Source organism: Micromonospora sp. NPDC005298 (assembly GCF_040607375.1).
Taxonomy (GTDB): domain Bacteria; phylum Actinomycetota; class Actinomycetes; order Mycobacteriales; family Micromonosporaceae; genus Micromonospora.
In genome coordinates, this window is the sequence record NZ_JBEXGP010000018.1 from 81,164 (window position 1) to 103,659 (window position 22,496).

Below are 22,496 nucleotides of genomic sequence, written 5' to 3' on the forward strand. Positions count from 1 at the left end.
GTATCAGGCTGACGCGGTGATCTCAGGCCTTGGGAGTCGCGACGATAAGCGCTCCGTTAGTGTAACTGTCGAGCTTTGGCAGCGGCCACTCCAGACGCCGAGGTCGACGCAGGCTGGCGTGAGACCGTAATGCCGCTGATCTGATCAGGGCGTTGGCGTTCCGATCGACACACCGGGCACCCCGGAGATCGCGTCGATCACCTTGATGGCGGTGGCGTACGTGGTCCGGGCGGAGGTGTCGGAGATGCCCGCCGCGTTCACGGCCTGCCGGGTGGCGACCATGTGCCGCACCACGTCGTCCCGGCTGGCGGAGGGGTTGCGCTCGCGCCAGTCCAGCAGCTCGGCGGTGAGGACCAGGTTCTTCAGCCCGGCCACCCCACTGTTGTGCGCCCGCATGTAGGCGGAGAACACGCCGTCGTGGAACCGGGCGGCCTGGTAGTCCACCGGATCGGCGGCGACCGCCGGACTCTGCGTCAGCACCACGACCGCGGCGACGACGGCGGCGAACAACACCCGAAGGCGCCCGCCCCGCCGACCCGGTCTGAAAAGCACACGCACGTCGGATCCTCCTGCTCTGCTCCGCGACCGCCGGTCGGCGGACGCAGGCGCAGTGTCCGAAGTGAGCGGTCCCGCCAACCAGGGGCAGGTGTCCCGGACGGGCGGGATTTCGGTACGCGCCGGCCGGATCAGCTGATCGGCTGGTCCCGGCCGAGCCGTGACCTACCCCAGCGACTGTCGGGCGCCCTCGCCCATCGGGTCGTCGCGCGTCGGCAACTCCCGGATGGTCGGCAACACTTCCTCCTGGAAGACCCCGTGCAGCCGGCGCAGCTCCAGCGCGGGATCCCCGGCGTCGTCCACGCGCACGTCCCAGAGCGGGTACGGCTGATCGCCGATCACCGTCACGGTCGCCGACCGTGCACCGTGTCGGTCACCACCGGCCACCTCACCCGCCTCGATGGCGAGCACGAGCCGCTCCGCCAGGCCGAGTTCCCGGCTGTCCTCGAACGCCCGGACGATCGCCGCGAGGGTCTGCCCGCCCACCAGGCGGTTGCCCTGCACCGTGTGACCCGGCCCGGTGTGGTGCCCCGCCCAGTCCCGCGTACGGGAGCCGGTGAAGGCGTACGAGCGACCCTGCCGGTCGACCATCCCGACCTGCCGTACCTCCCGACCCGGGTCCCGCGCCAACAGCTCGGTCAGCACGTCCTCCGGCGAGCGGCCCTCGGCGAGCAACGGCAGGCCGTCGTACGCCAGGAACGGGTTGGGGGTGGCCTGGGTCGCCCCCGCACCACCGCCGCTCTGGACGTGCGCGACAAGCTTGCCGACCGCCGGCCTGGCCGTCAGCGCTCCCACCCCGAGCTGGCCGGTACGCGGACACCGCGCGGCGATCGAGAAGGTCACGGTCGGCGCACCCGCCCTGACGCCCGGTATGCCCGAGCCCGCCGGACAGGGCCTTCGGCACCGACCCATCGTCACGAGTCGAGGGCAGGTGCGCCCCCGTCGTCGAGTCGGCCCGCTGCCGGTCGACGGGGTGCGCGTGGCAGCGTGGCCGTGGACGTGCCCTGCGCCGGCGGGCCTCCGGGATCAGCCGCTGCGGCGGTTACCCCACTGGCGCGGGCTCTGCACCGAGCCCCGGCCGCCGAAGTGCTGGCCCTTTCCCTGCGGTTGGGGCGACGCGCCCTTGCCCTTCGCACGTCGGGCGGCCCGATTGGCGGGAACGGCAGGCAGGTCGGTCTCGGCCGTCGCCGAGGTGTCGGCGTCCGAGGTGTCGGCCGTGGCCGAGGTGTCGGCGTCCGCGTTGTCGTCTCGGACGGGCTCAGGCTCCGGCATCGGTGTCTCCCTGGATTCGTGGGGCGCCCGGCGGCCATCGACAGCCGACGGACGTGGACCACCCGGTGCCGGTGGGGGCGTCCCAGACGGTATCGCAACGCCAGGGCCGGCCGATCGACGGTCTCCGGCCCGCCCCGGCGTGGCGACACCAACGGGCCCCCCGGGTCGGGGGGGGCACGCGGTGGACGGGGACGATCGACGTCAGCAGCCGAGCCGCTTCGCGGAGAGCGCGACGTCGTCGATCCAGAGGTCGAATTCGCCGGGTGTGGTGCCGCCCTGATAGAGCTGCCAACCGACCTTCACCGTGTTCACCGTCGGCAGGACGAAGGGCACGTCGTTGCCGCCGTGGTCGGTCGTCGACGCGGTCACTCCCGGGATGGCCACGCCGTCGATCCACACCGTGACGCGGTTGTCGGTCGGGTCGAGTTTCCACTCGACGCACTGCCAGGTGTCCTCGGTGACCGGGGCGGACTCCCGCCAGTTGGTCCAGTCGCCGGTCGGGCCACCGTCGGCGCCCACACCCCAGAAGGTTCCCGGGACGGTGGGGGCGTACTGGCCGCCGATCGGACGGACGACCTCCGAACTGCCGGTGCCGGTCGCCTCCACCAGCGTGAAGTGCGCCCAGTCGGGGGCGGTGGGGAACGCGTCGACGCGCAGCCGCATGCGGCCGTAGAAACGGTTGCCCGGCGCGGCGAACTCGTCGACGCGTAGAAAGGCCCGGCCGTTGTCGACCGTGTGGATGTGCAGGACCTGGTTGCCGTGGCGGGCACGTTCGACGGTGAGTGTGCCGTTGCGGGTGTCGACGCCCCAGTCCAACGTGCTGGCGCCGCCGCGGGGCAACCGCTCGAAGTCTTCGCAGAAGAGCAGGTCACTGGTGCACGACCGGTGGGAGGCACCCGACGCCCCGGCCGGGACGCTACCTGTGGTGCCGAGGATCAGGGCGGCGGTGAACACCGCGAGGAAACGGCGCATGGTCATCCTTCAGGGCGTTGGGTCCCCACCGCGCGGGCAGGGACCGGAACAGTTCTTTCGGACATCGCGATCCGCTGCTCACCGCGCCGCCAATTCAGGTGATTCGACGCGGCGCCACGGACGCCTCCGGCGTGTCGGAGTCGAACGTCTCGTGTCGTGGGGATGACCCGGCGGTGCGGCACGCGTCGGCCATGGTGGCGGCGCGCCAGCACTGCGATGCTCCCGCGCTGACCCGTTCCCAGCGCGGTTGCCCCCGCGCTGCAGCGATGTTCGCCATTCCAGCACACCGGCGACCGTTCGAGCAACATCGACGCCCGTCGCTGAATTGTGGACTCTCGTCAAGGGATCGCGATTGAATGAGGCCACAGTCGGCCCCGCAAGGGCAAGGATTGAGACACCTGTCTCTGCTGACGGATTTCCTGGCCGACGAGTGGACGCCGATCCTATGCTTGCCGCCGGAATAGCCCGCGGCTGATCCGGGCCGAGGGGGAACACCACTACAAGGGTTGGCGAATGCGCCGGAATTCTGCTCCCAACAACGGCACCGCCGGCGTCGGCGAGGTGGTGACACCGAACGGCGACCCACCGACGACTACCGGCAAGGGCGGCGCGCTCCGGTCCGCGGTCGCCGAGGAGCAGGCGTTTCTCGACCTGGCCACGGCCCGGCGCGACAGGCTGGCCGAGCACCTGCGGACCGAGCTCTCGTCGGGGGCCGTGGACGCGTTGGAACGGGCCCGGCAGCGCATGCTCCGCCAGCAGTACGACGAGCTACGGCAGGCGCGCGAAGGTCTGGTCTTCGGCCGCCTCGACGGCCTCGACGGCACTGTGCGGCACATCGGCCGTCTCGGTCTCCGCGACGATGCGGAGGACAGTGAGCCACTGCTGTTGGACTGGCGCGCCCCCGCCGCTCGGCCGTTCTACACCGCGACGGCGATCGACCCGCAAGGCCAGGCGCGGCGTCGACACATCCGCACGGAGGGATCGACAGTCGTCGGCGTGGACGACGAGCCCCTGGACGGAACCACAACTGCGGACCTCGTCGGCGAAGGCGCCCTCCTGGCCGCTCTCGACCAGCGGCGCACCGGCCGCATGTCGACGGCGATCTCCACCCTGCAACGCGAACAGGACGACATCATCCGGGCCGAGGCGAGCGGCCCGCTGATCGTTCAGGGTGGTCCCGGCACCGGCAAGACAGTTGTCGCTCTCCACCGCGTCGCCTACCTGCTGTTCACCCACCGCACGATGGCCGACCAGGCGGTCCTGGTCCTCGGCCCCTCACCGCGGTTCCTCGAGTACATCGCCCAGGTGCTGCCCGCGCTCGGCGAGACCGCCGTCGTCTCGGCGACCTGCGACACCCTGCTGGCCGGCGTCACCGTGGGGCGCGAGGAGAGCCGGCTCGTCGCCGAGATCAAGGGCCGCGCCCTCTGGCAACCCGCGCTCGAGAACTACGTCACGTCGCTGCTCCCCCGACCCCGCGAGCTGAAGGTGCGCTGGGAGGGCGAGTTCCACGTCATCGCCGCCGCGACTGTGGCGCAGGCGTTCGCCTCGGCGGTGCAGGGACGCCCGTACCACCGCGCCCGCACCGCGTTCGCCGAGCAACTGCACCACCTCCTCGCCGATGCCGTCGTCGAGCACCGCGAGGCGCTGCTGGACGAGATGGAGGAGGGCTTCGAGGACATCCTCGCCCGCGTCGACAGGAGCATCGAGCACGAGCACCACCCCGGCCGGACGTCCACCGGCAGCGAGGTGGACGGACTGTTCTCCGACGACGAGATCGAGCATCTGCGGACCCGGATCGCCGAGGACGCCACCATCGCCCGATTCGTCGAGGCATGGTGGCCGACCCTCGACGCCGGAACGCTGCTGCGTGACTTCCTGACCGACCGTGCCCTGCTGGCCCGGTTCGCCCCGCACCTCTCCGCGGAGGAGATCACCGCCGTCGCGGCCGAGCCCGCCGCGTGGGCATCGAGCGACGTCCCCCTGCTCGACGCGCTCGCCGACCTGCTGGGCGAGGTCGACGCCCCGCAACCACAGGGTGAGTTCGTCGCCGACCGCGCTCGCCGGCAACGCGGCTGGGTGTACGGCCACGTCGTCGTCGACGAGGCCCAGGAACTCTCCGAGATGCAGTGGCGGATGGTCCTTCGACGCTGCCCCAGCCGCTCCATCACCGCGGTCGGCGACATCGACCAGGCCGAGGCGGCGCACCGGCACACCAGCTGGGCACAGGCGGTTCGGGCCGTTTTCGGAGACCGTTGGACCGCCGCGGAACTGACCATCTGCTACCGGACCCCGCGTGAGGTCATGGACCTCACCGGCCCGGTCCTGAGGAAGGCCGGCAGCCACAACCCGCCGCCACGGGCGGTACGGTCCTCCGGCATCACCCCCTGGGAGCTCACGATCACGCCGGCCGAGCTTCCCGGGACCGCCGCCGAGGCGGTGCGACAACTGCGCCGACGGTGGCAGGGCGGCACGGTCGGCGTCATCGCCCCCGCCCACCGCGTCGCCGAACTCGGAGCGGTTCTGAGCGAGGTGCCGGTGCTCGCCGCGTCCCAGTCCAAGGGACTGGAATGGGACGCGACGCTCCTCGTCGACCCGCAGGGCATCGCCGCCGAACCGCGCGGCTGGAACGGCCTCTACGTCGCGCTCACCCGATGCACCCAGGAACTCGGTCAGCTGATGATCGCGCCTTGACGACGCTCAGTTGCCGCCCCGGGCGTGGGGCACGGTGACGGTGACGGTGCAGCCGACCGGCCGGCCGATCTCGTCGTGGCCGGCGTACGTGAGGTGGTACACCCGGTCCCCGTCGCTTCCGGAACGTTCGGCCCGCAGCTTGCCGCTCGTGTCCGGCTCACCGACGGCGAAACCGCTGATGTCCGTGGCGTCACCTCCGGTCACGCCGGTCAGGGTGAACGCGTTCGGGCCGAGCACACCGTCGTGCAGGTCCACTGTGAGGTTGACGTCGACCAGCTTGTGGTTCGGCGGCCACAGGACCGGCCGGTCCGCAGCGCAGTCGAGCTGCCGTACCGGCGGTGGCTCCGCCAGGGTGGCGGTGGCGTGGCCGATGGTCGCGGTGAGCCGACCGCCCGCCTCGTAGTACATGTGCGCGGTACGCCCGTCGAAGTAGAACGTCGGCGCGGCCGACCGGCCGAGGTCGGGCGCGGCGGCCATCGAGTCGTGGACGACGCCGAGGTGGGTCTCCTGGTCGAAGTCCGGCCCGACGTCCACCGCGTGCATGTTGCCGTCGGCGGCGTGGTAGATCACCAGGTTGCGGTCGTTCCAGCGCAGGAAGAACGGGCCCGAGGCGTTCGGGCCCTCGATGCCCTGCGGGGTCACGAGCGGTTCGGGCTGCATGGTCCAGGTCCGCGCGTCGTTGGAGACCGCCCAGCGGATCCGCCGCGACACCGGCCCGGTCGGTCCCGGTAGCGCCGCTGTCGGGTTGTCCATGAAGACCATCAGGTACCGGGTGCCCAGCCGGGGCACGGACTGCTCGAACACCCGGGCGTAGGAGGTCTCACCGCCGGTCGAGTCGTTCCGGCTGACCGCCGTCCCGCCGTACTCGAAGTGGATGCCGTCGTCGGAGGTCGCGTACCGGGTGATGGAGTTCTCGCCGTGGAAGTAGAGGAAGAGCTTGTTCTCGCCCTCGATCCACACCGCGTGCGGTGAGGAGATGTGGCTGACTGTGGCGTAGTGCGGCAGCCAGGTGTTGCCGATCAGGGGGTTGACGTCGTACTCCGTCCAGGGACCGTTGATCGAGTCGGAGTACGCGAGGGCGATCCCGCCGGGACGCTCGTGCGGCGCGTAGTACAGGTAGTAGGCGCCGAGCGGGTTGGGGAAGTAGTCGGCGGCCCGGATGACGCTCGGGAAGATGAACTCGTTCGTAGGGTTGTAGGCGAGGGCGCTCTTGTCGAACGCGGTGCCCTGGTAGCTGAACTGGGGGAAGTCCAGCGGGGGTTCGGCGGCTGCCGGCCGGGCGCCGGCCACGGCGGCGACGAGCAGGCCGGCGCTGGCGGCCGCCAGGACGGCGCGTCGGGACGACGGGGCGGATGGTCTCGTCATGCGGCTTCCTCTTCGGTCGGTCGGATCGGCGGCACGAACGGCGCGGGGTGACGCTCAGTAAGAACGCAGGGATCATCGATCGGCGGATGCGCCCTGGCACCGTCGAGCTAATACGTATTAGCAGCTATGTTTCTCGAATGTTGCGCGACCGACGGCGCTGCTGTCAAGAGGCGGCGTCCGACCCGGGCCGGACGCCGACCCGCCGCGAACCCCGATCGCTAATGCGCATTAGTCCCGCGAGTTCATCGGCCCGAAATCTTGCCGCCACCCCTTGACACGCGGTGGGCCTCGGGCCAAGCTGCTTCCCAACGCCGATCGCTAATACGCATTAGCACCGCCGAAGGGACCCGACGTGACTCCTCCCCCCAGACGTGTCACCCAGCGTGACATCGCGCGGATGGCCGGCGTCAGTCAGGCGACGGTGTCGCTGGTGCTCAACAACCGGACCGACGCCGACGTCCGCATCGCCCCGGAGACCCGGGACCGGGTGCTGCGGGTCATCGCCGAGACCGGCTACGCCGCCGACCCCGTGGCCCGCCGCCTCGCCTCACGGTTCAACCGGATCATCGGCGTCTTCACGTACGAGCCCGCCTTCCCCAGCGGCAGCCGGGACTTCTTCCACCCGTTCCTGCTCGGCATCGAGGAGTACGCCGAACGGGTCGGCTGCGACCTGCTGCTGTTCACCAGCGCCCCGGTGGTGGACGGGCGGCGGCGGATCTTCCACCAGGACAACCGGCTGCGGCTGGCCGACGGGTGCATCCTGCTCGGGCGCGAGATCGACGGCGCGGAACTGGACCGGCTCAACCGCGACGGATATCCGTACGTCGCCGTCGGGCGCCGCGACGACGCCGGAGGGCCGGTCCCCTACGTCGGCGCCGACTACGCCTCGGCGGTCGCCCAACTCGTCGAGGTGGCGCTGCGGCACGGTCACCGCCGCCTGACGTACCTGAGCATGGGCATCCCCGCGGAATCCTCCGAGGACCGGCGCCGTGGGTTCCATGCCGCCGCGGCGACCGCGGAGAGCGCCGGGCAGATGTCGGCGCTGGCCGGGGAGGCCGAGACGACACTCGACAAGCTGCTGGCCGACGGGACCACCGTCGCCTTCGTGGAGGACTTCGCCACGGCGATCGCGCTGGAGTCCGCCACCCGCCGGCGTGGCCTGACCGTCCCCGGCGACCTGTCGATCGTGACCCTCGGCGACCCGACCGTCCCGGTCCCCACCGACATCACGTTCACCGGGTTCCGCATCCCCCGCGAGGAGATGGGCCGCCAGTCGGTCGACGTGCTCACGGGCGTCATCGACGGCAGCGCGGACGGCGTCCAGCAGCGACTTCTCCCCTGCGAACTCGTCGAGGGCAGCACCCTCGGCACCCCTGATCCGGCGGTCGACCGGAGCTGAGCGGTCGACCGCGCAACTGGAAGGAACCACGTGGTACTCATGCGTACGGACGTCCTCGTCGTCGGGGGCGGACTGGGCGGCGTCGCCGCGGCGCTCGCCGCAGTCCGGGCCGGCCGGTCCGTCATCCTGACCGAGGAGTTCGACTGGCTCGGCGGGCAACTCACCAGCCAGGCCGTCCCCCCGGACGAACACTCCTGGATCGAGCAGTTCGGCGCCACCGCCAGCTACCGGGAACTGCGCGACGGCATCCGCGACTACTACCGCCGCCACTACCCGTTGACCGAACGGTCCCGGGCCTGGACCGACCTCAACCCCGGTGCGGGTTGGGTGAGCCGCCTCTGCCACGAGCCGCGGGTGGCCGTCGCCGTCCTCGACCAGATGCTCGCGCCGTACCTGGGTTCGGGCCGGCTGCGGGTGCTCCAGCCGTACCGGCCGGTGGCCGCGGAGACCGACGGGGACCGGGTGACCGGCGTGACCCTCGCGCACCGCGACCGCGAACAGCGGATCGACGTGGTCGCGCCGTACGTCCTGGACGCCACCGAGACCGGCGAGTTGCTGCCGCTGACGGGCACCGAGTACGTGACGGGGTTCGAGTCGCAGGCCCAGACGGGTGAGCCGAGCGCCCCGGCCGAGGCCCAGCCGATGAACATGCAGGCGGTGTCCGTCTGCTTCGCGCTGGACCACGTCGACGGGGACCACACCATCGACCGTCCGGCGGGGTACGACTTCTGGCGCGACTACAAGCCCGACTTCTGGGGCGACCGGCTGTTGTCCTGGAAGTCGCCGCACCCGCGCACGCTGGAGATCGTCGAGCGCAGCTTCACCCCCAACCCGGACGACGACCCGCTGAACGTCAACGCCGACCAGCGCGTCAACCCCGGCGACGGCAACCTGTGGACGTTCCGCCGGATCGCCGCGCGGCGCAACTTCACCGACGGCGCGTACGACAGCGACATCACGCTGGTCAACTGGCCGATGATCGACTACTTCGAGGGCCCGGTCATCGACGTGCCGAACGCGTCGTGGCACCTGTCCAAGGCCCGGGAGCTGTCGTACTCGGTGCTCTACTGGATGCAGACGGAGGCGCCCCGACCGGACGGCGGCACCGGCTTCCCGGGCCTGCGGTTGCGCGGCGACGTGACCGGCAGCGCGGACGGCCTGGCCCAGGCCCCGTACATCCGCGAGTCCCGGCGGATCCGCGCCGAGTACACGGTCGCCGAGCAGGACCTGTCCCTGGCGGTCCGGGGCGATCACGGCGCGGTCAGCTACCCGGACGCGGTGGGCGTGGGCATGTACCGGATCGACCTGCACCCGTCGACCGGCGGCGACAACTACATCGACGTCGGTTCCTGCCCGTTCGAGATCCCGCTCGGCGCGCTGATCCCGCAGCGGATGGAGAACCTGCTGCCGGCCGGCAAGAACATCGGCACCACCCACATCACCAACGGCAGCTACCGGCTGCACCCGGTCGAGTGGAACGTCGGCGAGGTCGCCGGTCTGCTCGCCGACTTCTGTCTGGCGCGGGGCGAGTCCCCGCGTGCGGTCCGCAACACCCCCCGTCTGCTGGCCGACTTCCAGGACCGCCTCACGGCGGCCGGCGTGGAACAGCGCTGGCCGCAGATCGCGGGCTACTGAACACACCCCCGGTAAGGAGAATATTGTGAGAGCAGGAAAGGCCCTGCGCGGCGTCGCCGTGGCGATGGCTGGCGCGCTCGCCCTGACCGCCTGCGGCGGCGGTGGCGAGGCCGAGGACAGCGGCCCGGCGAAGCTGCGGATGACCGTCTGGTCGGCCAACGAGGCGCACCTCAAGCTGTTCACCGAGATCGCCGACGAGTACCGCAAGAGCCACCCGGACGTCGCCGAGATCAAGTTCGACCCGCTGCCGTTCGACACCTACACCACGACCCTGACCACGCAGATCGCCGGCGGGAACGCGCCCGACCTCGCGTGGGTGTTCGAGAACTCCGCCCCGGACTTCGTCGCCTCCGGCGCGCTGCTGCCCCTCGACGACACCCTCAAGAAGGCCGACGGCTACCAGTACGAGGACATCTCCCCCGCCACGCTCAAGCTCTGGCAGGACGACGGCAAGCTGTACGCGTACCCCTTCTCCACCTCGCCGTTCGGTGTCTTCGTCAACACCGACATGCTCAAGAAGGCCGGGCAGAAGACGCCGGCCGAGCTGATCGCGGCCGGTCAGTGGACCTGGGACAACGCCCTGGCCGCCGCCGCCGCGACGGCGGCGGACTCCGGCAAGGCCGGCCTGGTCATCCGGGACTTCGACTACAAGGGTTGGGACAACCTGTCCACCTTCTGGACCGGGTGGGGAGCCCGGGCGTGGAGCGAGGACGGCAGGTCCTGCGGCTTCAACAGCCCGGAGATGGTGGACGCGATGACCACCCTGCACAAGGCCACCTTCACCCAGAAGGCGCTGCCCGGTCCGGGCACGACCGCCGACTTCTTCGCCGGTGACTCGGCCATGACGATCACCCAGATCTCCCGCGCCTCGCTGCTGAAGGACGGCGGTTTCGGGTGGGACCTGGTGCCGTTGCCGGCCGGGCCGAAGGGCGACTACGCGGTGGTCGGCCAGGCCGGCGTCGGGGTGATGAAGAAGAGCCCGCACGCCAAGCAGGCGGCCGACTTCCTGGCCTTCTTCACCAACCCCGCGAACTCGGCGAAGCTCGCCCAGTTCTTCCCGGCGCCCCGGCAGTCGCAGCTGACCGCCGAGACCCTCGCCAAGACGAACCCGAAGCTCAAGCCGGAGCAGTTGCAGAAGGTCGTCATCGACGGCATCACCAACGGCGTGGTCAAGCCCAGCCACTCCGGCCAGGCCGAGCTGAGCCAGCAGGTCCGCGCCGGGCTCGACCCGCTGTGGCAGCCGAACGCGGACGTCAAGGCCGTACTCGACGGCGTCTGCGCCAAGATCCAGCCGCTGCTGGCGAAGTAAGGCCGACGACCATGACCCAGACGGACACCAGGGTGGGCCCGGCTGCTGCCGGGCCCGCCCCGGGCCCGGCCCGGCCGTTCTGGACCAGCCGCCGCCGGGACCAGCTCGCCGCTTACCTGTTCATCGCCCCGCAGATGCTCGGCAGCGTCGTCTTCGTGATCCTGCCGCTGATCCTCGTGCTCTGGTACAGCCTGCACGAGTGGAACGTGCTCGCCGGGACCTTCGACTTCGTCGGCACCGACAACTACACGGCGCTCGCCGAGGATCCCAACCTCGGCGCGGTGCTGCGCGCCACCGGACTGTTCTCCGTCGGCCTGGTGGTGCTCAATCTCGGCCTGGCCCTGCTGCTGGCCGTCCTGCTCAACCAGAGGCTGCGGGGCACGATCGTGTTCCGCACGCTGTTCTTCTCCCCCGTCGTCGTCTCGCTCGTCGCCTGGACCATCGTCTGGGGCTTCCTGCTCCAGGACAACGGCGGCATCAACGGGCTGCTCGACACCGTCGGCGTAAACGGGCCGAACTGGCTGCGCGGGGAGGGCACCGCGATGGTGTCCGTGATCGTCGTGCAGGTGTTCAAGAACGTCGGCCTGAACATGGTGCTGTTCCTGGCTGCCCTCCAGGGTGTGCCGGGCGAGCTGTACGAGGCCGCCGAGGTGGACGGGGCGAGCCGGATGCGCCAGTTCTGGCGGATCACCGTACCGCTGATCAGCCCGACGATCCTGCTGACGTCGATCATCACCGTGGTCGGCTCGCTGCAGGTCTTCGCGCAGATCTCGGTGCTCACCCAGGGCGGCCCCGGCACGTCCACGACGGTCCTCGTCTACTACCTGTACCAGCAGGCCTTCCAGTTCCATCACTTCGGCTACGGCGCCACGCTGTCGATCGTGCTGTTCGCCATCGTGCTCGCACTCACCGTGCTGCAGTGGCAGATGCGCAAGAGGTGGGTCTTCCATGAGTCGTGACCTGTCCCGCCGGACCAAGCTGGTGCTCTACGGGGTGCTGCTGGTCCTGGCGATCCCGTTCGTCTTCCCCACCTGGTGGATGGTCACCTCGTCGCTGAAGCCGGTGGCGGACATCTTCGCCTTCCCGCCGCAGCTCCTGCCGACCAACCCGCGCTTCGACGCGTACGAGCGGGTGTTCGAGTTGCAGCCGTTCGGGCAGCAGTACCTGAACAGCCTCTACATCGCGCTTGTCGTCACGGTCGGCACGATGGCCGTGGCGGCGCTTGCCGGGTACGCCTTCGCGCGCATCCGGTTCCGGGGGCAGAACGTGTTGTTCCTGGTCGTCCTCGCGGGCCTGCTCATTCCGAGCGAGGTGACGATCGTGCCGCTGTTCCAGATGTTCTTCAAACTGGGCCTGGTCAACACCCACTGGCCGCTGATCCTGGTGCCGATCTTCGGCGCGCCGAGCGTCCTGGCGACGTTCATCATGCGGCAGTTCTTCATCAGCCTCCCCGGTGAGCTGGAGGAGGCCGCCCGGGTCGACGGGCTGGGCCGGTTCGCCACCTTCTGGCGGATCGCCCTGCCGCTGTCACGGCCGGCACTGGGCGCGGTGGCCATCTTCACCTTCCTGCACAGCTGGAACCTCTACCTGGAGCCGATCGTGTTCCTCTCCTCCCCGGAGAAGTTCACCCTGCCCCAGGCGCTCACCCAGTTCGTCGACGCCTACGGCGGCCCCATGTGGGACGTCCAGATGGCCGCGGCGTCGATGACCGCCCTGCCCGTCCTGGTGGTGTTCGTCATCGCGCAGAAGCAGTTCGTCGAGGGCCTCGCCCACACCGGCCTCAAGGGATGACCGCACCGGTTGTCGGCATCGACATCGGCGGCACCAAGACGGCGGCCGCGCTCGTCGACCGGGCCGGGCGGGTGCTGGAGCGCCGCGAGGTGCCCACGCCCGCCCGGTCCGGGCCGGCGGCCGTGCTGGACGCCGCCGCCCGGCTGGCCGCCGACCTGCTCGGCGCGACCGCCGGGCCGGTGGGCGTGGGCACCGCCGGCACCGTCGATCCCGCGACCGGCGGCATCCGGTACGCCACCGACAGCCTGCCCGGCTGGACGGGCACCCCGGTCGCCGACGCGCTGGCCGCCCGGCTGGGTCGCGGAGTGCGGGTCACCAACGACGTGAGCGCCGCCGCGCTCGGCGAATGCTGGGCCGGCGCCGGACGGGACCGCGCGCACGTGCTGCTGGTGGCCGTCGGCACCGGGCTGGGCGGGGCGGTCGTCCGCGACGGCCGCGTCGAGACCGGCGCCCGTGGGGCAGCCGGGGAGGTCGGGCATCTACCCGCCCCGGGCGCCGGACCGCTGCGGTGCGGGTGCGGCCGCTACGGGCATCTGGAGGCGATCGCCTCGGGCAGCGGGCTGGCCGCCGCGTACGCCGTCGAGACCGGCACCCACGTCACCGGCCGGACCGTGGCCGAGCGCGCGGCGAGCGGAGACGGCGTCGCCCGGCGGGTCGTGGAGCGGGCCGGGACCGCCCTCGGTGCGGCCCTGGCGGGGCTGGTGGCGCTGCTCGACCCGGACGCCGTCCTGGTGGCCGGCGGGGCGGCCGGTCCCCTGCTGCCCGCCGCCTCGGCCGCCTACTCGGCCGAGGTGCCCGCCGGCTGGGCCGACGTTCCCCTGCTGCCGGCCACGCTCGGCGCGGACGCCGTCCTCGTCGGCGCCGCCCGACTGGCCATCGACACACCGGAAAGGACCGACAGGTGAGCGTGCTCGACAACCTGGCCGGCGGGCTCGTGGTGTCCTGCCAACCCCTGCCCGACGACCCCGACGACCCGATGCGGGACGCGTACGTGCAGGCACGGGTGGCGGCCGCGGCGGTACGCGGCGGCGCGGTGGCCGTACGGGTCAACGGACCCGACGACGTCCGAGCGGTACGCGGTGCCGTCGACGTCCCGGTGATCGGGCTGTACAAGCACGGCACCGGGGACGTCTTCATCACCCCGACCGCGTCCCACGCGCTCGAGGTGGCGCTGGCCGGGGCGGACATCGTCGCGATCGACGCCACCGACCGCCCCCGACCGGACGGACGCGCCTTCGCCGACACGGTCCGCGCGCTCCGCGAACGGACCGACGCGCTGGTCCTGGCGGACGTCTCCACCGCCGCCGAGGGCGTCGCCGCCGTCGAGGCCGGCGCGGACGCCGTCGCCACCACACTGTCCGGCTACACACCGGCCAGCCCACCGACCGACGGGCCCGACCTGGGGCTCGTGGAGCGACTCGTCGCGCTGCTGCCCGTGCCGGTGATCGCCGAGGGGCGGTACCGCGGCACGGAACAGATCCGCCGGGCCTTCGAGGCGGGTGCGCACGCGGTGGTGATGGGCAACGCCGTCACCTCACCGCTCTGGATCACCCGCCGGCTCGTGCCGGCCACCCCCCGCGCGGCGAGCGCCCCCACCGAGAAGGAGTGAGCATGAGAAGACGTACCCTCCTGGCCACCGGCGTGGCCGGACTGACCACTGTGGCCATCGGCGCACCCGCGTCCGCCGGGCCCGCCAGGCGGCAGCCGACCGTGGCGCTGGTCCCGTTGGACGACCGGCCCGTCAACACGTACGCCGCGCAGATGACCGCCGCCAGCGCCGGCGCCCGGGTGCAGCTGCCGCCGCGGGACCTGCTCGGTCGCTTCTTCACCCCCGGCGACGGTGCCGCCATCGCCCGCTGGCTCGGCACCACCGACGGCGTCGACGGGTACGTGATCTCCGTCAGCATGCTCGCGTACGGCGGCCTGATCGCCTCCCGCACCGCCGCCCCGACCCTGGCCGCCGCCCTGGCGAACCTGGACGCGATCCGTGCCCTGCGCTCCACCCGGCCGGGGGCGGTGGTCGAGGTGCACGACACCATCCAGCGCCTCGCCATCACCAGCACGGGCACCGAGCTGGACCAGTACCGCGACCTGCTCGTCTCCTGGGCGAAGCTCTACGACCAGGTGGTGAACCTCGGGCAGGAGGAGCTGGGGGCCCAGCTCGAGGCCACCCGCGCGCGGATCCCCGATGAGGTCGTCGAGGACTATCTCGCCGCGCGGGCCCGCAACCACCAGGTGAACCGGCTCATGGTCGAGTGGGTCGCCGACGGCACCATCGACCACCTCGTACTCTCCGAGGACGACACCGCGCCCGTCGGCCTGGCCCGGGCCGAGCGGGTGGAGTTGGAGTCGCTCGTCGCCCAGCTCGGCGTCGGCGACCGGGTGGAGATCTTCCCCGGCGCCGACGAGGTCAACGCGCTGCTGGTCGCGCGGGTGGTCGCGGCCGGCACGGCACCCACCTACCGCGTGGAGTACGCGGGCGTCTCCGGTGAGGCCTGGACCGCACAGCTGGAGGGCATCCCCTTCGCGGAGAACATCCGGCGGCACGTCACCTCGGTCGGAGGACGGGTCGTCGACGGCGACGCGGACATCGTGCTCGCCGTGAACACCCCCTCGACGACACCCGCGCGGCGGGCCGCCGACCTGGACGCCTTCGTCGGACGGATCGGCACGCTGCTGGCCGCCGGCGCCCCGGTCATCGTGGTGGACCCGCTCATCGTGAACAAGGCCGACCACGACCTGGTCGCGCGGATGGAGAACCACCTGGATCTCGCGGCGCTGCTGTCGTACTCGGGGTGGAACACCGGCGGCAACGCGCTCGGCCTCGCGCTCGGCCACGGCACCGCCCGGTGGGCGTACCTCCGCTCCTCCGGCAGCGGGTTCGGCGTGCCCGACCTGCGCGCGCCCGCCCAGGCGCACGCCGAGTACCTGCTCTACCGGTTCGTCAAAGACGACCCGTGGAAGAACATCGTGCAGGTCGAGGCGTACGCGCACGCACGGGCGCAGGGCTGGGACCCGCTCGCGCTCACCCCCGGGCAGAAGGCCTACTTCGACCGCTGGGTCAGCGAACGGCTGGTACCCCTGACCGAGCGGTACTTCGCCGACCACTTCGCCGGGCACCGCATCGTGCTGGGCCGGCGGGGCGCGAAGACGTTCACGGCGACCCTGGCCGGCTTCGAGTCGGCGCGTGTCGAGCTGCCGTGGGACCGGCTCTTCGAGGTGATCCTCGAGCCTCGGCTGCGCCTGTCCTGACCGGCGGCCCACGCCGCACCGGGCGGTTCCGTCGGACCGTCGTGCCATGATGCCGGTCACCCCAGGGGCGAGGAGCACGGCGCGATGGCCACGGTGACGGTTCGGGACGAGACAGCGACGGGCAGGGCGATCGACCAGTGGCCGATGACCGGGCTGCCGGAGCGCATCTCCGCGCGGGAGCTGGTCCGGTTGCGCGTACGCGAGGAGGTGGCGCGGTTCAACGCCGACCAGGCCGAGGTCTTCCGGGGTCTGGTGCGGCCCACCGACGCGGAGGCGACGTTGAACGGCTACCGGGTCGGTCGGGGCCGGCGGCTGGACTGGGAGCGTCAGGCGGACGCGGCGTGTGACGCCTTCGCCCGTAACGGCTTCGTGCTGCTGGTCGGTGACCGCCAGGTCGAGGATCTGGACGAGGAGATCGACCTGCTCGCGGATCCCGAGGTGGCCTTCGTGCGGCTCGTCCCGCTGGTGGGTGGCTGACGTGGGTGACTGGAGGTCGTTGCTTCCCGCTCTGACCGCTTCGGAGCGTCGGGGGGTGGAAGCCGGCCTGGCGGAGGCCGATGCTCAGGTCCGGCCGGTGCTCCGCAAGACGACAGCTGACTACTGGGCGGCGCAGGTGACCAACACGCCGGAGTGGGCCGTCACCGGGTCGTGGCCGGCCGAGCTTCGCCGCCGCGCCGCGCTGGCCATGCATCTGGAGGCGTCGACCAGTTCGACGCCGAGCGCGCTGAACCACGTCGTGCTGAGTCTCGCCGACGGCGTGCGGACCTGGACCCGGGCGGATCTGGTGTGGTGCCTGGACGTCGCCGGACGGGGATGGGGCTACCAGAACGCCGCCGAACTGGAGTTGCCGGCGACGATCGCCGGACACCTGTCCCCTGTGGACCTGGCCGACCTGGTGCCCGCGCTCTCGGGCCTGTTCGACGACCTCGCCAGGAACCACTTCGTCTCGGCCGGTCCCCGGCTGCGGGTCGTCACACTGATAGGGGAGGCGCTCGACCGCGCCACCGGTCGCCGTCTTCCGTCCCGGTTGCTGCACAACGGGGACGAGTTCGGTCCCCTCGTCCGCGCCGGCCTGGGTGACGTCCTCGCCGCGCCGGGCGTACCCGAGCTGCTGGTGCACTGCGCCTCGCTCGAGAAGCCGGCGGCGCCGGCGGGATGGCTGCGCGCCCTCGACGGGCACCTCACGACCGCGACCGAAGGGGCGAAGGCGGTCCGCCGCGTCCTGGAGGCGTTCGTCGCCCACCGGCAGTCCGTGCACGACGACTCCGACCGACTCCTGCGTGGCCTGGTGTGGGCGCTGTCGCGGGAGTCGGACGACGACACGACGGAGCTGTTGGCGACGGTCACCGCCACCGCCGCGGGCGCTCCCCGGCACGCGTCCGGCTTCCCGCACGCCCAACGCACCGCGATCGCCGCCGTGCAGCTGCTGGCGGGGCGCGACGGTGAGGTGCCGGTGCGGACCCTGGCGCGGCTCGCGGTGACCGTCAAGAACAAGGCCGTACGCGGTCGGGTGCACACCTCGCTGGCGCGCCTCGGCGCCCTGCGCGGGTGGTCACTCAGCGAGGTGATGGAACTCGCCATCGACGATCACGGGCTCGACGCCGCCGGGGCCCGGCGGACGCAGGTCGGCCCGTACGAGGCGACGGTGCGGGTCGTGGGCGAGAAGGCGCGTCTGTCCTTCGCCCGTGGTGACGTCGGGCTCAAGGGCGTCCCGGCCGCCGTCAAGGAGACGCACGACGCCGAGCTGAAGCAGCTGCGCGACCTGGTGAAGGGCGTCAACGCGACCCTGGCCGCCGAGCGTCAGCGGGTGGAGTCGCTGCTGTCCGAGGAGCGCACCTGGGCGTACCCGGACTGGGTGTCCCGCTTCCTGGACCATCCGATCACCGGGACGTACGGGCGGCGGCTGCTCTGGGAGACCAGCACCGACGGGCGCGACTGGTCGGCGGGCCTGCCCCGCGAGGACGGCGACGGGTGGGCGATCGCCGGTCTCGACGGGCGGCCGACGCGCGGTGAGCGGGTCCGGCTGTGGCACCCCCTGCGCGCCGGTGTGGACGACACCCTCGCCTGGCGTGAGCGGGTGCTGGCTACCGGCCTGACCCAGCCGTTCAAGCAGGCGTTCCGTGAGGTCTACCTGCTCACGCCCGCCGAGGAGCAGACCGGCTCCTACTCCAACCGGTTCGCCGCGCACATCCTGCGCTACCGCCAGGCGAACGCGCTCATGCGCACCCGCGGCTGGCAGGCCAGCTACCTCGGCACGTGGGACGGCGGGTACGACAGCGACGCCACGAAGGTCTTCGGCGGGGGCGCGTGGCGGGCGTCCTTCCGCCACGAACTGGTCGACACGGACAATCTCGGCGACTACCACGTCCACTACTGCTCCACCGACCAGGTGCGCTTCGCCCGGCAGGAGGGGGCGACCTGGCAACCCGCACCGGTCACCGACGTACCGCCGCTGGTGTTCACCGAGGCGATGCGGGACGTGGACCTGTTCGTCGGCGTCACCTCGATCGCCACCGACCCGGAGTGGGCCGACCGCGGCGAGGACCGGTTCCGGGACTACTGGCACAGCGCCGTCGTCGGGGCTCTGACCCCGTCGGCACAGGTACGCCGGGACGCCCTGGCCCGGCTGCTCCCCCGCATGGCCATCGCCGACCGGGTCACCCTCGCGGAGCGGTACCTGCACGTACGCGGGAACCTGCGCGGCTACCGGATCCACCTCGGCTCGGGCAACATCATGATGGAGCCCAACGACGCCTACCTGTGCATCGTCGCGGCGCGTGGGGGCACCGGGCGGCTGCACCTGCCGTTCGACGACGACCCGATGCTGTCGACGATCCTGTCGAAGGCGATCATGCTCGCCGCCGACGACACGATCACCGATCCGACGGTGCTGCGGCAGTTCGCCTCCTGACCGACCACGTCGGCCTGATGCCGATCCACAGCGCACGGCGGGCACTCGCGCGCATCCTGGATCGGGTACGCGACCCACCCGGGTCTTGCCTCCCCCGACGTCGCCGGTGAACCCTTGTCCAGAGACGAGGGCACGCCAGTCGTCCGGAATTCGCACGGCACGGCCGGGAGGACGCGGTGAATCCGTTGCGAGCAGGCCACCAGCGGGGAATCCACTGCGTCGTGGCCGCAGCCGGTTATGGCAAGACCACCGCGCTGCACCGTTGGTTTCCCCGCGCGGAAGCCCGCTGGTGTCGGGGGGACGACGCACCCGTACGTCAGCTCGTCGCCGACGCCGTCGCGGCCGGCGACCGTCTGGTCGTGGTCGACGACCTGCCGCCCACCTCGGCGGAGGAGTTGCACCTCATGCTCAAGGACATCGTGCGGTGCGAGGATGACGTCTCCGTGGTCCTCGCCTCGAGGTGGCCACTGCCGGCACCGGCCGCCCGCCCGCTCGGCAGCGGCCTCTGGACCGAGCTGGGCCCGGCCGACCTGGCGCTCTCCCCGGAACGGGTCGCCGACCTGATCGCCGAGGAGTACGGCCTCTCCACGCCGGACCTTGCCGACCGGGTGTTCGCGGCGACCGGCGGCTGGCCGGCGCTCGTCCACCTGTCCGCCGAGACTCTGCGGCTGGGTGGGGTGCCGTCCGGGCCGCTCGCCCCGATCCTCGGTGAGCCCGGCGGGCCGATCGCGCGTTACGTCGCCGACGAGGTGCTGGCCGCGCTACCAGCGGAAGCGAACCGGCTGCTGCGTCAGGTCGGTGCGCTGACGCCGGTGACTGTGGGGCTGTGCCGCGCGCTCGGCCACCGCGGCGCCCCGCGCGTCATCGACCGGCTGCGCCGCACCGGCCTGCTGACCCGGCCGTCCCGGGCCGCGGCGGGGCCGGGCGCACCGGCGCCCGAGGAGCTTCTCGTGCCGATCGTCGTCGAGACCGCCCGGCACGGGCGCCGGGCGCCGAGCGCCGATCAGATCCGCGACACGGCCGCCGCCGCCGCAGGCTGGTACGACGCGCACGGGCCGCCGGTCGCCGCGGCCCGGGAGTACCTGCGGGCCGGCGACCACGCCGCGGGCGCGCGGGTGCTCGAAGCGCACGGCGATCGGATGATCGCGGCGGGTCGTTCCGTCGCGGTGACCGAGCTGGTCCGCATGCTGCCCGAACGGCAACGCAGCCGGCGGCTTCGCCTGCTGCTCGGCGACGCGTTGCGCACCCTCGGCGACCTCGGCGCGGCCACCCACGAGTACGAGACCGTCGCCGAGGAGACCTGGGACGCCGGCCTGGCCTGGCGGCTGGGTCGCATCCACTACCAGCGGGGTGACGCCCGGGCGGCCCTGGAGATCCTCGGCCGACCGCTCGCCCGGCCCGCCCCGCCCGCCGATCAGGCGCTGCTGCTCGCCTGGACCGCGCACACGCACCTGCTGACCGGCGACACCACGACCGCCACCGCGCACGCACGGCGGGCGCTCGCCGCCGCGACCAGCGCCGGGCGGGACGATGTGCTGGCCTCGACCCACCTCAGCGTCGCCCTGTGCCTCAGCGTGGCCGGCGACATCGCGGGCAGCCAGGAACACTTCGCTCTGGCGTTGCCGATCGCGGAACGCATCGGCGACGTCCTGCTGCTCACCCGGATCCACACCAACCGCACCCACCAGTTCCTGCGTACCGGCCGGTTCGCCGAGGCGCTGACAACGGCCGAGCGGTCGGCCCGCTACGCCGCGCTGGCCGACGCGCCGAGCCTGCGCGCCATCGCGACGAGCAACGAGGCGGAAGCGCTGGCGATGCTCGGCCGGTACGACGAGGCGGTGCGCCGGTACGAGGCGGCGCTGGGCTTCTACCAGCAGAAGGGCTCCCGCCGGTTCATCCACGCGCTGCTCGGACTTGGTGAGTTGTACCGTCGGCGGGGCTGGCGTGAGCAGGCGCGCGCCGCCTACGAGGAGACGATCCGGGTCACCGAGGAGACCGGCAACGTGCACGTCCTGGTGGCCGCGCTCGCGGGTCTGGCGCTGGTGCGACTGGACGACGACGTGCCGGCCGCCGCGCGGCACGCCGACCGGGCCGCTCGGGACGTCGGGGACGAGATCGTCGTACCGGCACTGCTGGCCCAGGGCTGGGTCGCGCTCCGGATGGCCGTGCCCGACCGGGCCACCGTTCGCGCCGACGAGGCGGCCCGCATCTCCCGCGTTCAGGGTGACCTGGCCGGGTTGGCCGACGCGCTCGAGCTGCGGGCCGCGGCCGAGCCGGACCTCGGGCGCGCCCGCGAGGCGCTGCGCGAGGCGTACGCCATCTGGGCCCGGGCCGGTGCGGCGGTCGAGGCGGCCCGGTTGCTCGTCCTGCTCGGACGGTTGCCCGGGGCGGACATCGACGATCGGCTGGCCGGCCTGCTCGCGGCCGAGCAGGTCGCCCTCGCCGGCGCGCTTGTGGATCGGACGGCGAACAGCTTCGGCGGGTGGACGCCGGGCGCCGGGCCGGTCTACCAGCGGGTGGTGATCCAGGCTCTCGGCCGGTTCGAGGTGCATCTCGACGGCCACCCCGTGCCGGCCTCGCGATGGCAGTCCCGCAAGGCGCGTGACCTGGTGCGTATCCTCGTCGCTCGGCGTGGCCGGCCGGTGCCACGAGGCGAGCTGTGCGAACTCCTCTGGCCGGACGACGACCCGGATCGCACCGGCCACCGACTGTCGGTCCTCCTGTCGATCGTCCGCGGGGTGTTCGACCCGACGAAGACGTTCGCGCCCGACCACTTCCTCGTCGCCGACCAGGCGTGCATCGCGCTCGACGTCAGCCGGTTGCGGGTGGACGTCGAGGAGTTCCTCGCGCACGTCGCGCACGCGCGACGCCTGCTGGAACGAGGGGCGCTGGCGCAGGGGCGCACGGTGCTGCTGTCCGCCGACCGGCAGTACCGCGCCGACGCGTTCGAGGATGAGCCGTACGCCGACTGGTCCGGCCCGCTGCGCGAGGAGGCGCGGGCCGCGTACCTCGGCCTCCTGCGCATGCTCGCCCAGGTCAGCAGGGCCACGGCGGACCCGGCGGCGGCGGTGCCGTACCTGCTGCGGCTCCTCGAACGGGATCCGTACGACCAGCCGGCGCACCGGGCGTTGGTGCGCGCGCTTGTCGCCGGCGGCCAGCACGGCGAGGCACGCCGGGCACTCGCCCGGTACCGCGAGGCGATGCGGGCCATCGGCGTGCACCCGCCGGACGAGATCATCCTCGCGCCGGCCCGGCCGGGCGGACAACCACAGGCCACCGTTCGCCGGGTCCCGCCGGCCACTGGCAACGGCCGGCGGGACCCGGCACCCGATCGCGGGCGTTGA

17 protein-coding genes are annotated in these 22,496 nt (G+C 72.2%); 12 read left to right on the top strand and 5 right to left on the bottom strand.

Features of this window, described 5'->3' with window-relative positions; genetic code table 11:
- Positions 1-144: 144 nt before the first annotated feature.
- The 4 genes from ABZS77_RS22440 to ABZS77_RS22455 all read right to left on the bottom strand — a co-directional run bounded on the left by ABZS77_RS22440 (position 145) and on the right by ABZS77_RS22455 (position 2,799).
- Entirely contained in the window at positions 145-558 is a 414-nt protein-coding gene (locus ABZS77_RS22440) for a hypothetical protein (RefSeq protein WP_354825948.1), read from the bottom strand.
- 162 nt (positions 559-720) lie between these two features.
- Positions 721-1,398, bottom strand: coding sequence for a DUF1028 domain-containing protein (locus ABZS77_RS22445; protein WP_354825951.1), 678 nt, complete (start codon positions 1,396-1,398; stop codon positions 721-723).
- Positions 1,399-1,581: 183 nt separating this feature from the next.
- Entirely contained in the window at positions 1,582-1,827 is a 246-nt protein-coding gene (locus ABZS77_RS22450; protein WP_354825954.1) for a hypothetical protein, read from the bottom strand.
- A 201-nt stretch (positions 1,828-2,028) separates the two neighbouring features.
- Complete coding sequence (locus ABZS77_RS22455; RefSeq protein ID WP_354825957.1) at positions 2,029-2,799, bottom strand: hypothetical protein; 771 nt, start codon at positions 2,797-2,799, stop codon at positions 2,029-2,031.
- 513 nt (positions 2,800-3,312) lie between these two features.
- Here ABZS77_RS22455 and ABZS77_RS22460 point away from each other — a divergent pair.
- Positions 3,313-5,490, top strand: a complete 2,178-nt coding sequence (locus tag ABZS77_RS22460) for a UvrD-helicase domain-containing protein (protein ID WP_354825960.1) — start codon at positions 3,313-3,315, stop codon at positions 5,488-5,490.
- A 6-nt stretch (positions 5,491-5,496) separates the two neighbouring features.
- On the opposite strand, the gene ABZS77_RS22465 is transcribed toward ABZS77_RS22460, so the two are convergent.
- Positions 5,497-6,855, bottom strand: coding sequence for a hypothetical protein (locus ABZS77_RS22465; protein WP_354825962.1), 1,359 nt, complete (start codon positions 6,853-6,855; stop codon positions 5,497-5,499).
- A 352-nt stretch (positions 6,856-7,207) separates the two neighbouring features.
- Between ABZS77_RS22465 and ABZS77_RS22470 the strand changes: the two genes are divergently transcribed.
- The 11 genes from ABZS77_RS22470 (at position 7,208) to ABZS77_RS22520 (ending at position 22,496) form a co-directional block, all read left to right on the top strand.
- On the top strand, positions 7,208-8,254 hold the full coding sequence (locus ABZS77_RS22470) for a LacI family DNA-binding transcriptional regulator (RefSeq protein ID WP_354825965.1): 1,047 nt from the start codon (positions 7,208-7,210) through the stop codon (positions 8,252-8,254).
- Between the two features lie 39 nt (positions 8,255-8,293).
- Positions 8,294-9,889 carry an FAD-dependent oxidoreductase gene (locus ABZS77_RS22475; protein ID WP_354825968.1) on the top strand — a complete coding sequence of 532 codons (1,596 nt, stop codon included), beginning with the start codon at positions 8,294-8,296 and terminating at the stop codon, positions 9,887-9,889.
- Between the two features lie 25 nt (positions 9,890-9,914).
- A complete protein-coding gene (locus ABZS77_RS22480) occupies positions 9,915-11,198 on the top strand; it encodes a sugar ABC transporter substrate-binding protein (protein ID WP_354825970.1) in 1,284 nt (427 codons plus the stop codon).
- An 11-nt stretch (positions 11,199-11,209) separates the two neighbouring features.
- Positions 11,210-12,157, top strand: coding sequence for a sugar ABC transporter permease (locus tag ABZS77_RS22485; protein ID WP_354825972.1), 948 nt, complete (start codon positions 11,210-11,212; stop codon positions 12,155-12,157).
- On the top strand, positions 12,147-12,989 hold the full coding sequence (locus tag ABZS77_RS22490; protein ID WP_354825975.1) for a carbohydrate ABC transporter permease: 843 nt from the start codon (positions 12,147-12,149) through the stop codon (positions 12,987-12,989). Before ABZS77_RS22485 ends, ABZS77_RS22490 begins: the two co-directional genes overlap by 11 nt.
- A complete protein-coding gene (locus tag ABZS77_RS22495) occupies positions 12,986-13,894 on the top strand; it encodes an ROK family protein (RefSeq protein ID WP_354825977.1) in 909 nt (302 codons plus the stop codon). The genes ABZS77_RS22490 and ABZS77_RS22495 overlap by 4 nt, the downstream gene beginning before the upstream one ends.
- Positions 13,891-14,598 carry a putative N-acetylmannosamine-6-phosphate 2-epimerase gene (locus ABZS77_RS22500; RefSeq protein WP_354825980.1) on the top strand — a complete coding sequence of 236 codons (708 nt, stop codon included), beginning with the start codon at positions 13,891-13,893 and terminating at the stop codon, positions 14,596-14,598. The genes ABZS77_RS22495 and ABZS77_RS22500 overlap by 4 nt, the downstream gene beginning before the upstream one ends.
- A 2-nt stretch (positions 14,599-14,600) precedes the next feature.
- A complete protein-coding gene (locus tag ABZS77_RS22505) occupies positions 14,601-16,241 on the top strand; it encodes a DUF4127 family protein (RefSeq protein ID WP_354825982.1) in 1,641 nt (546 codons plus the stop codon).
- A gap of 84 nt (positions 16,242-16,325) precedes the next feature.
- Entirely contained in the window at positions 16,326-16,718 is a 393-nt protein-coding gene (locus ABZS77_RS22510) for a hypothetical protein (RefSeq protein WP_354825984.1), read from the top strand.
- Positions 16,719-16,773: 55 nt separating this feature from the next.
- On the top strand, positions 16,774-19,152 hold the full coding sequence (locus ABZS77_RS22515; protein WP_354825987.1) for a DUF4132 domain-containing protein: 2,379 nt from the start codon (positions 16,774-16,776) through the stop codon (positions 19,150-19,152).
- A gap of 221 nt (positions 19,153-19,373) precedes the next feature.
- Positions 19,374-22,496, top strand: a complete 3,123-nt coding sequence (locus ABZS77_RS22520; protein ID WP_354825989.1) for a BTAD domain-containing putative transcriptional regulator — start codon at positions 19,374-19,376, stop codon at positions 22,494-22,496.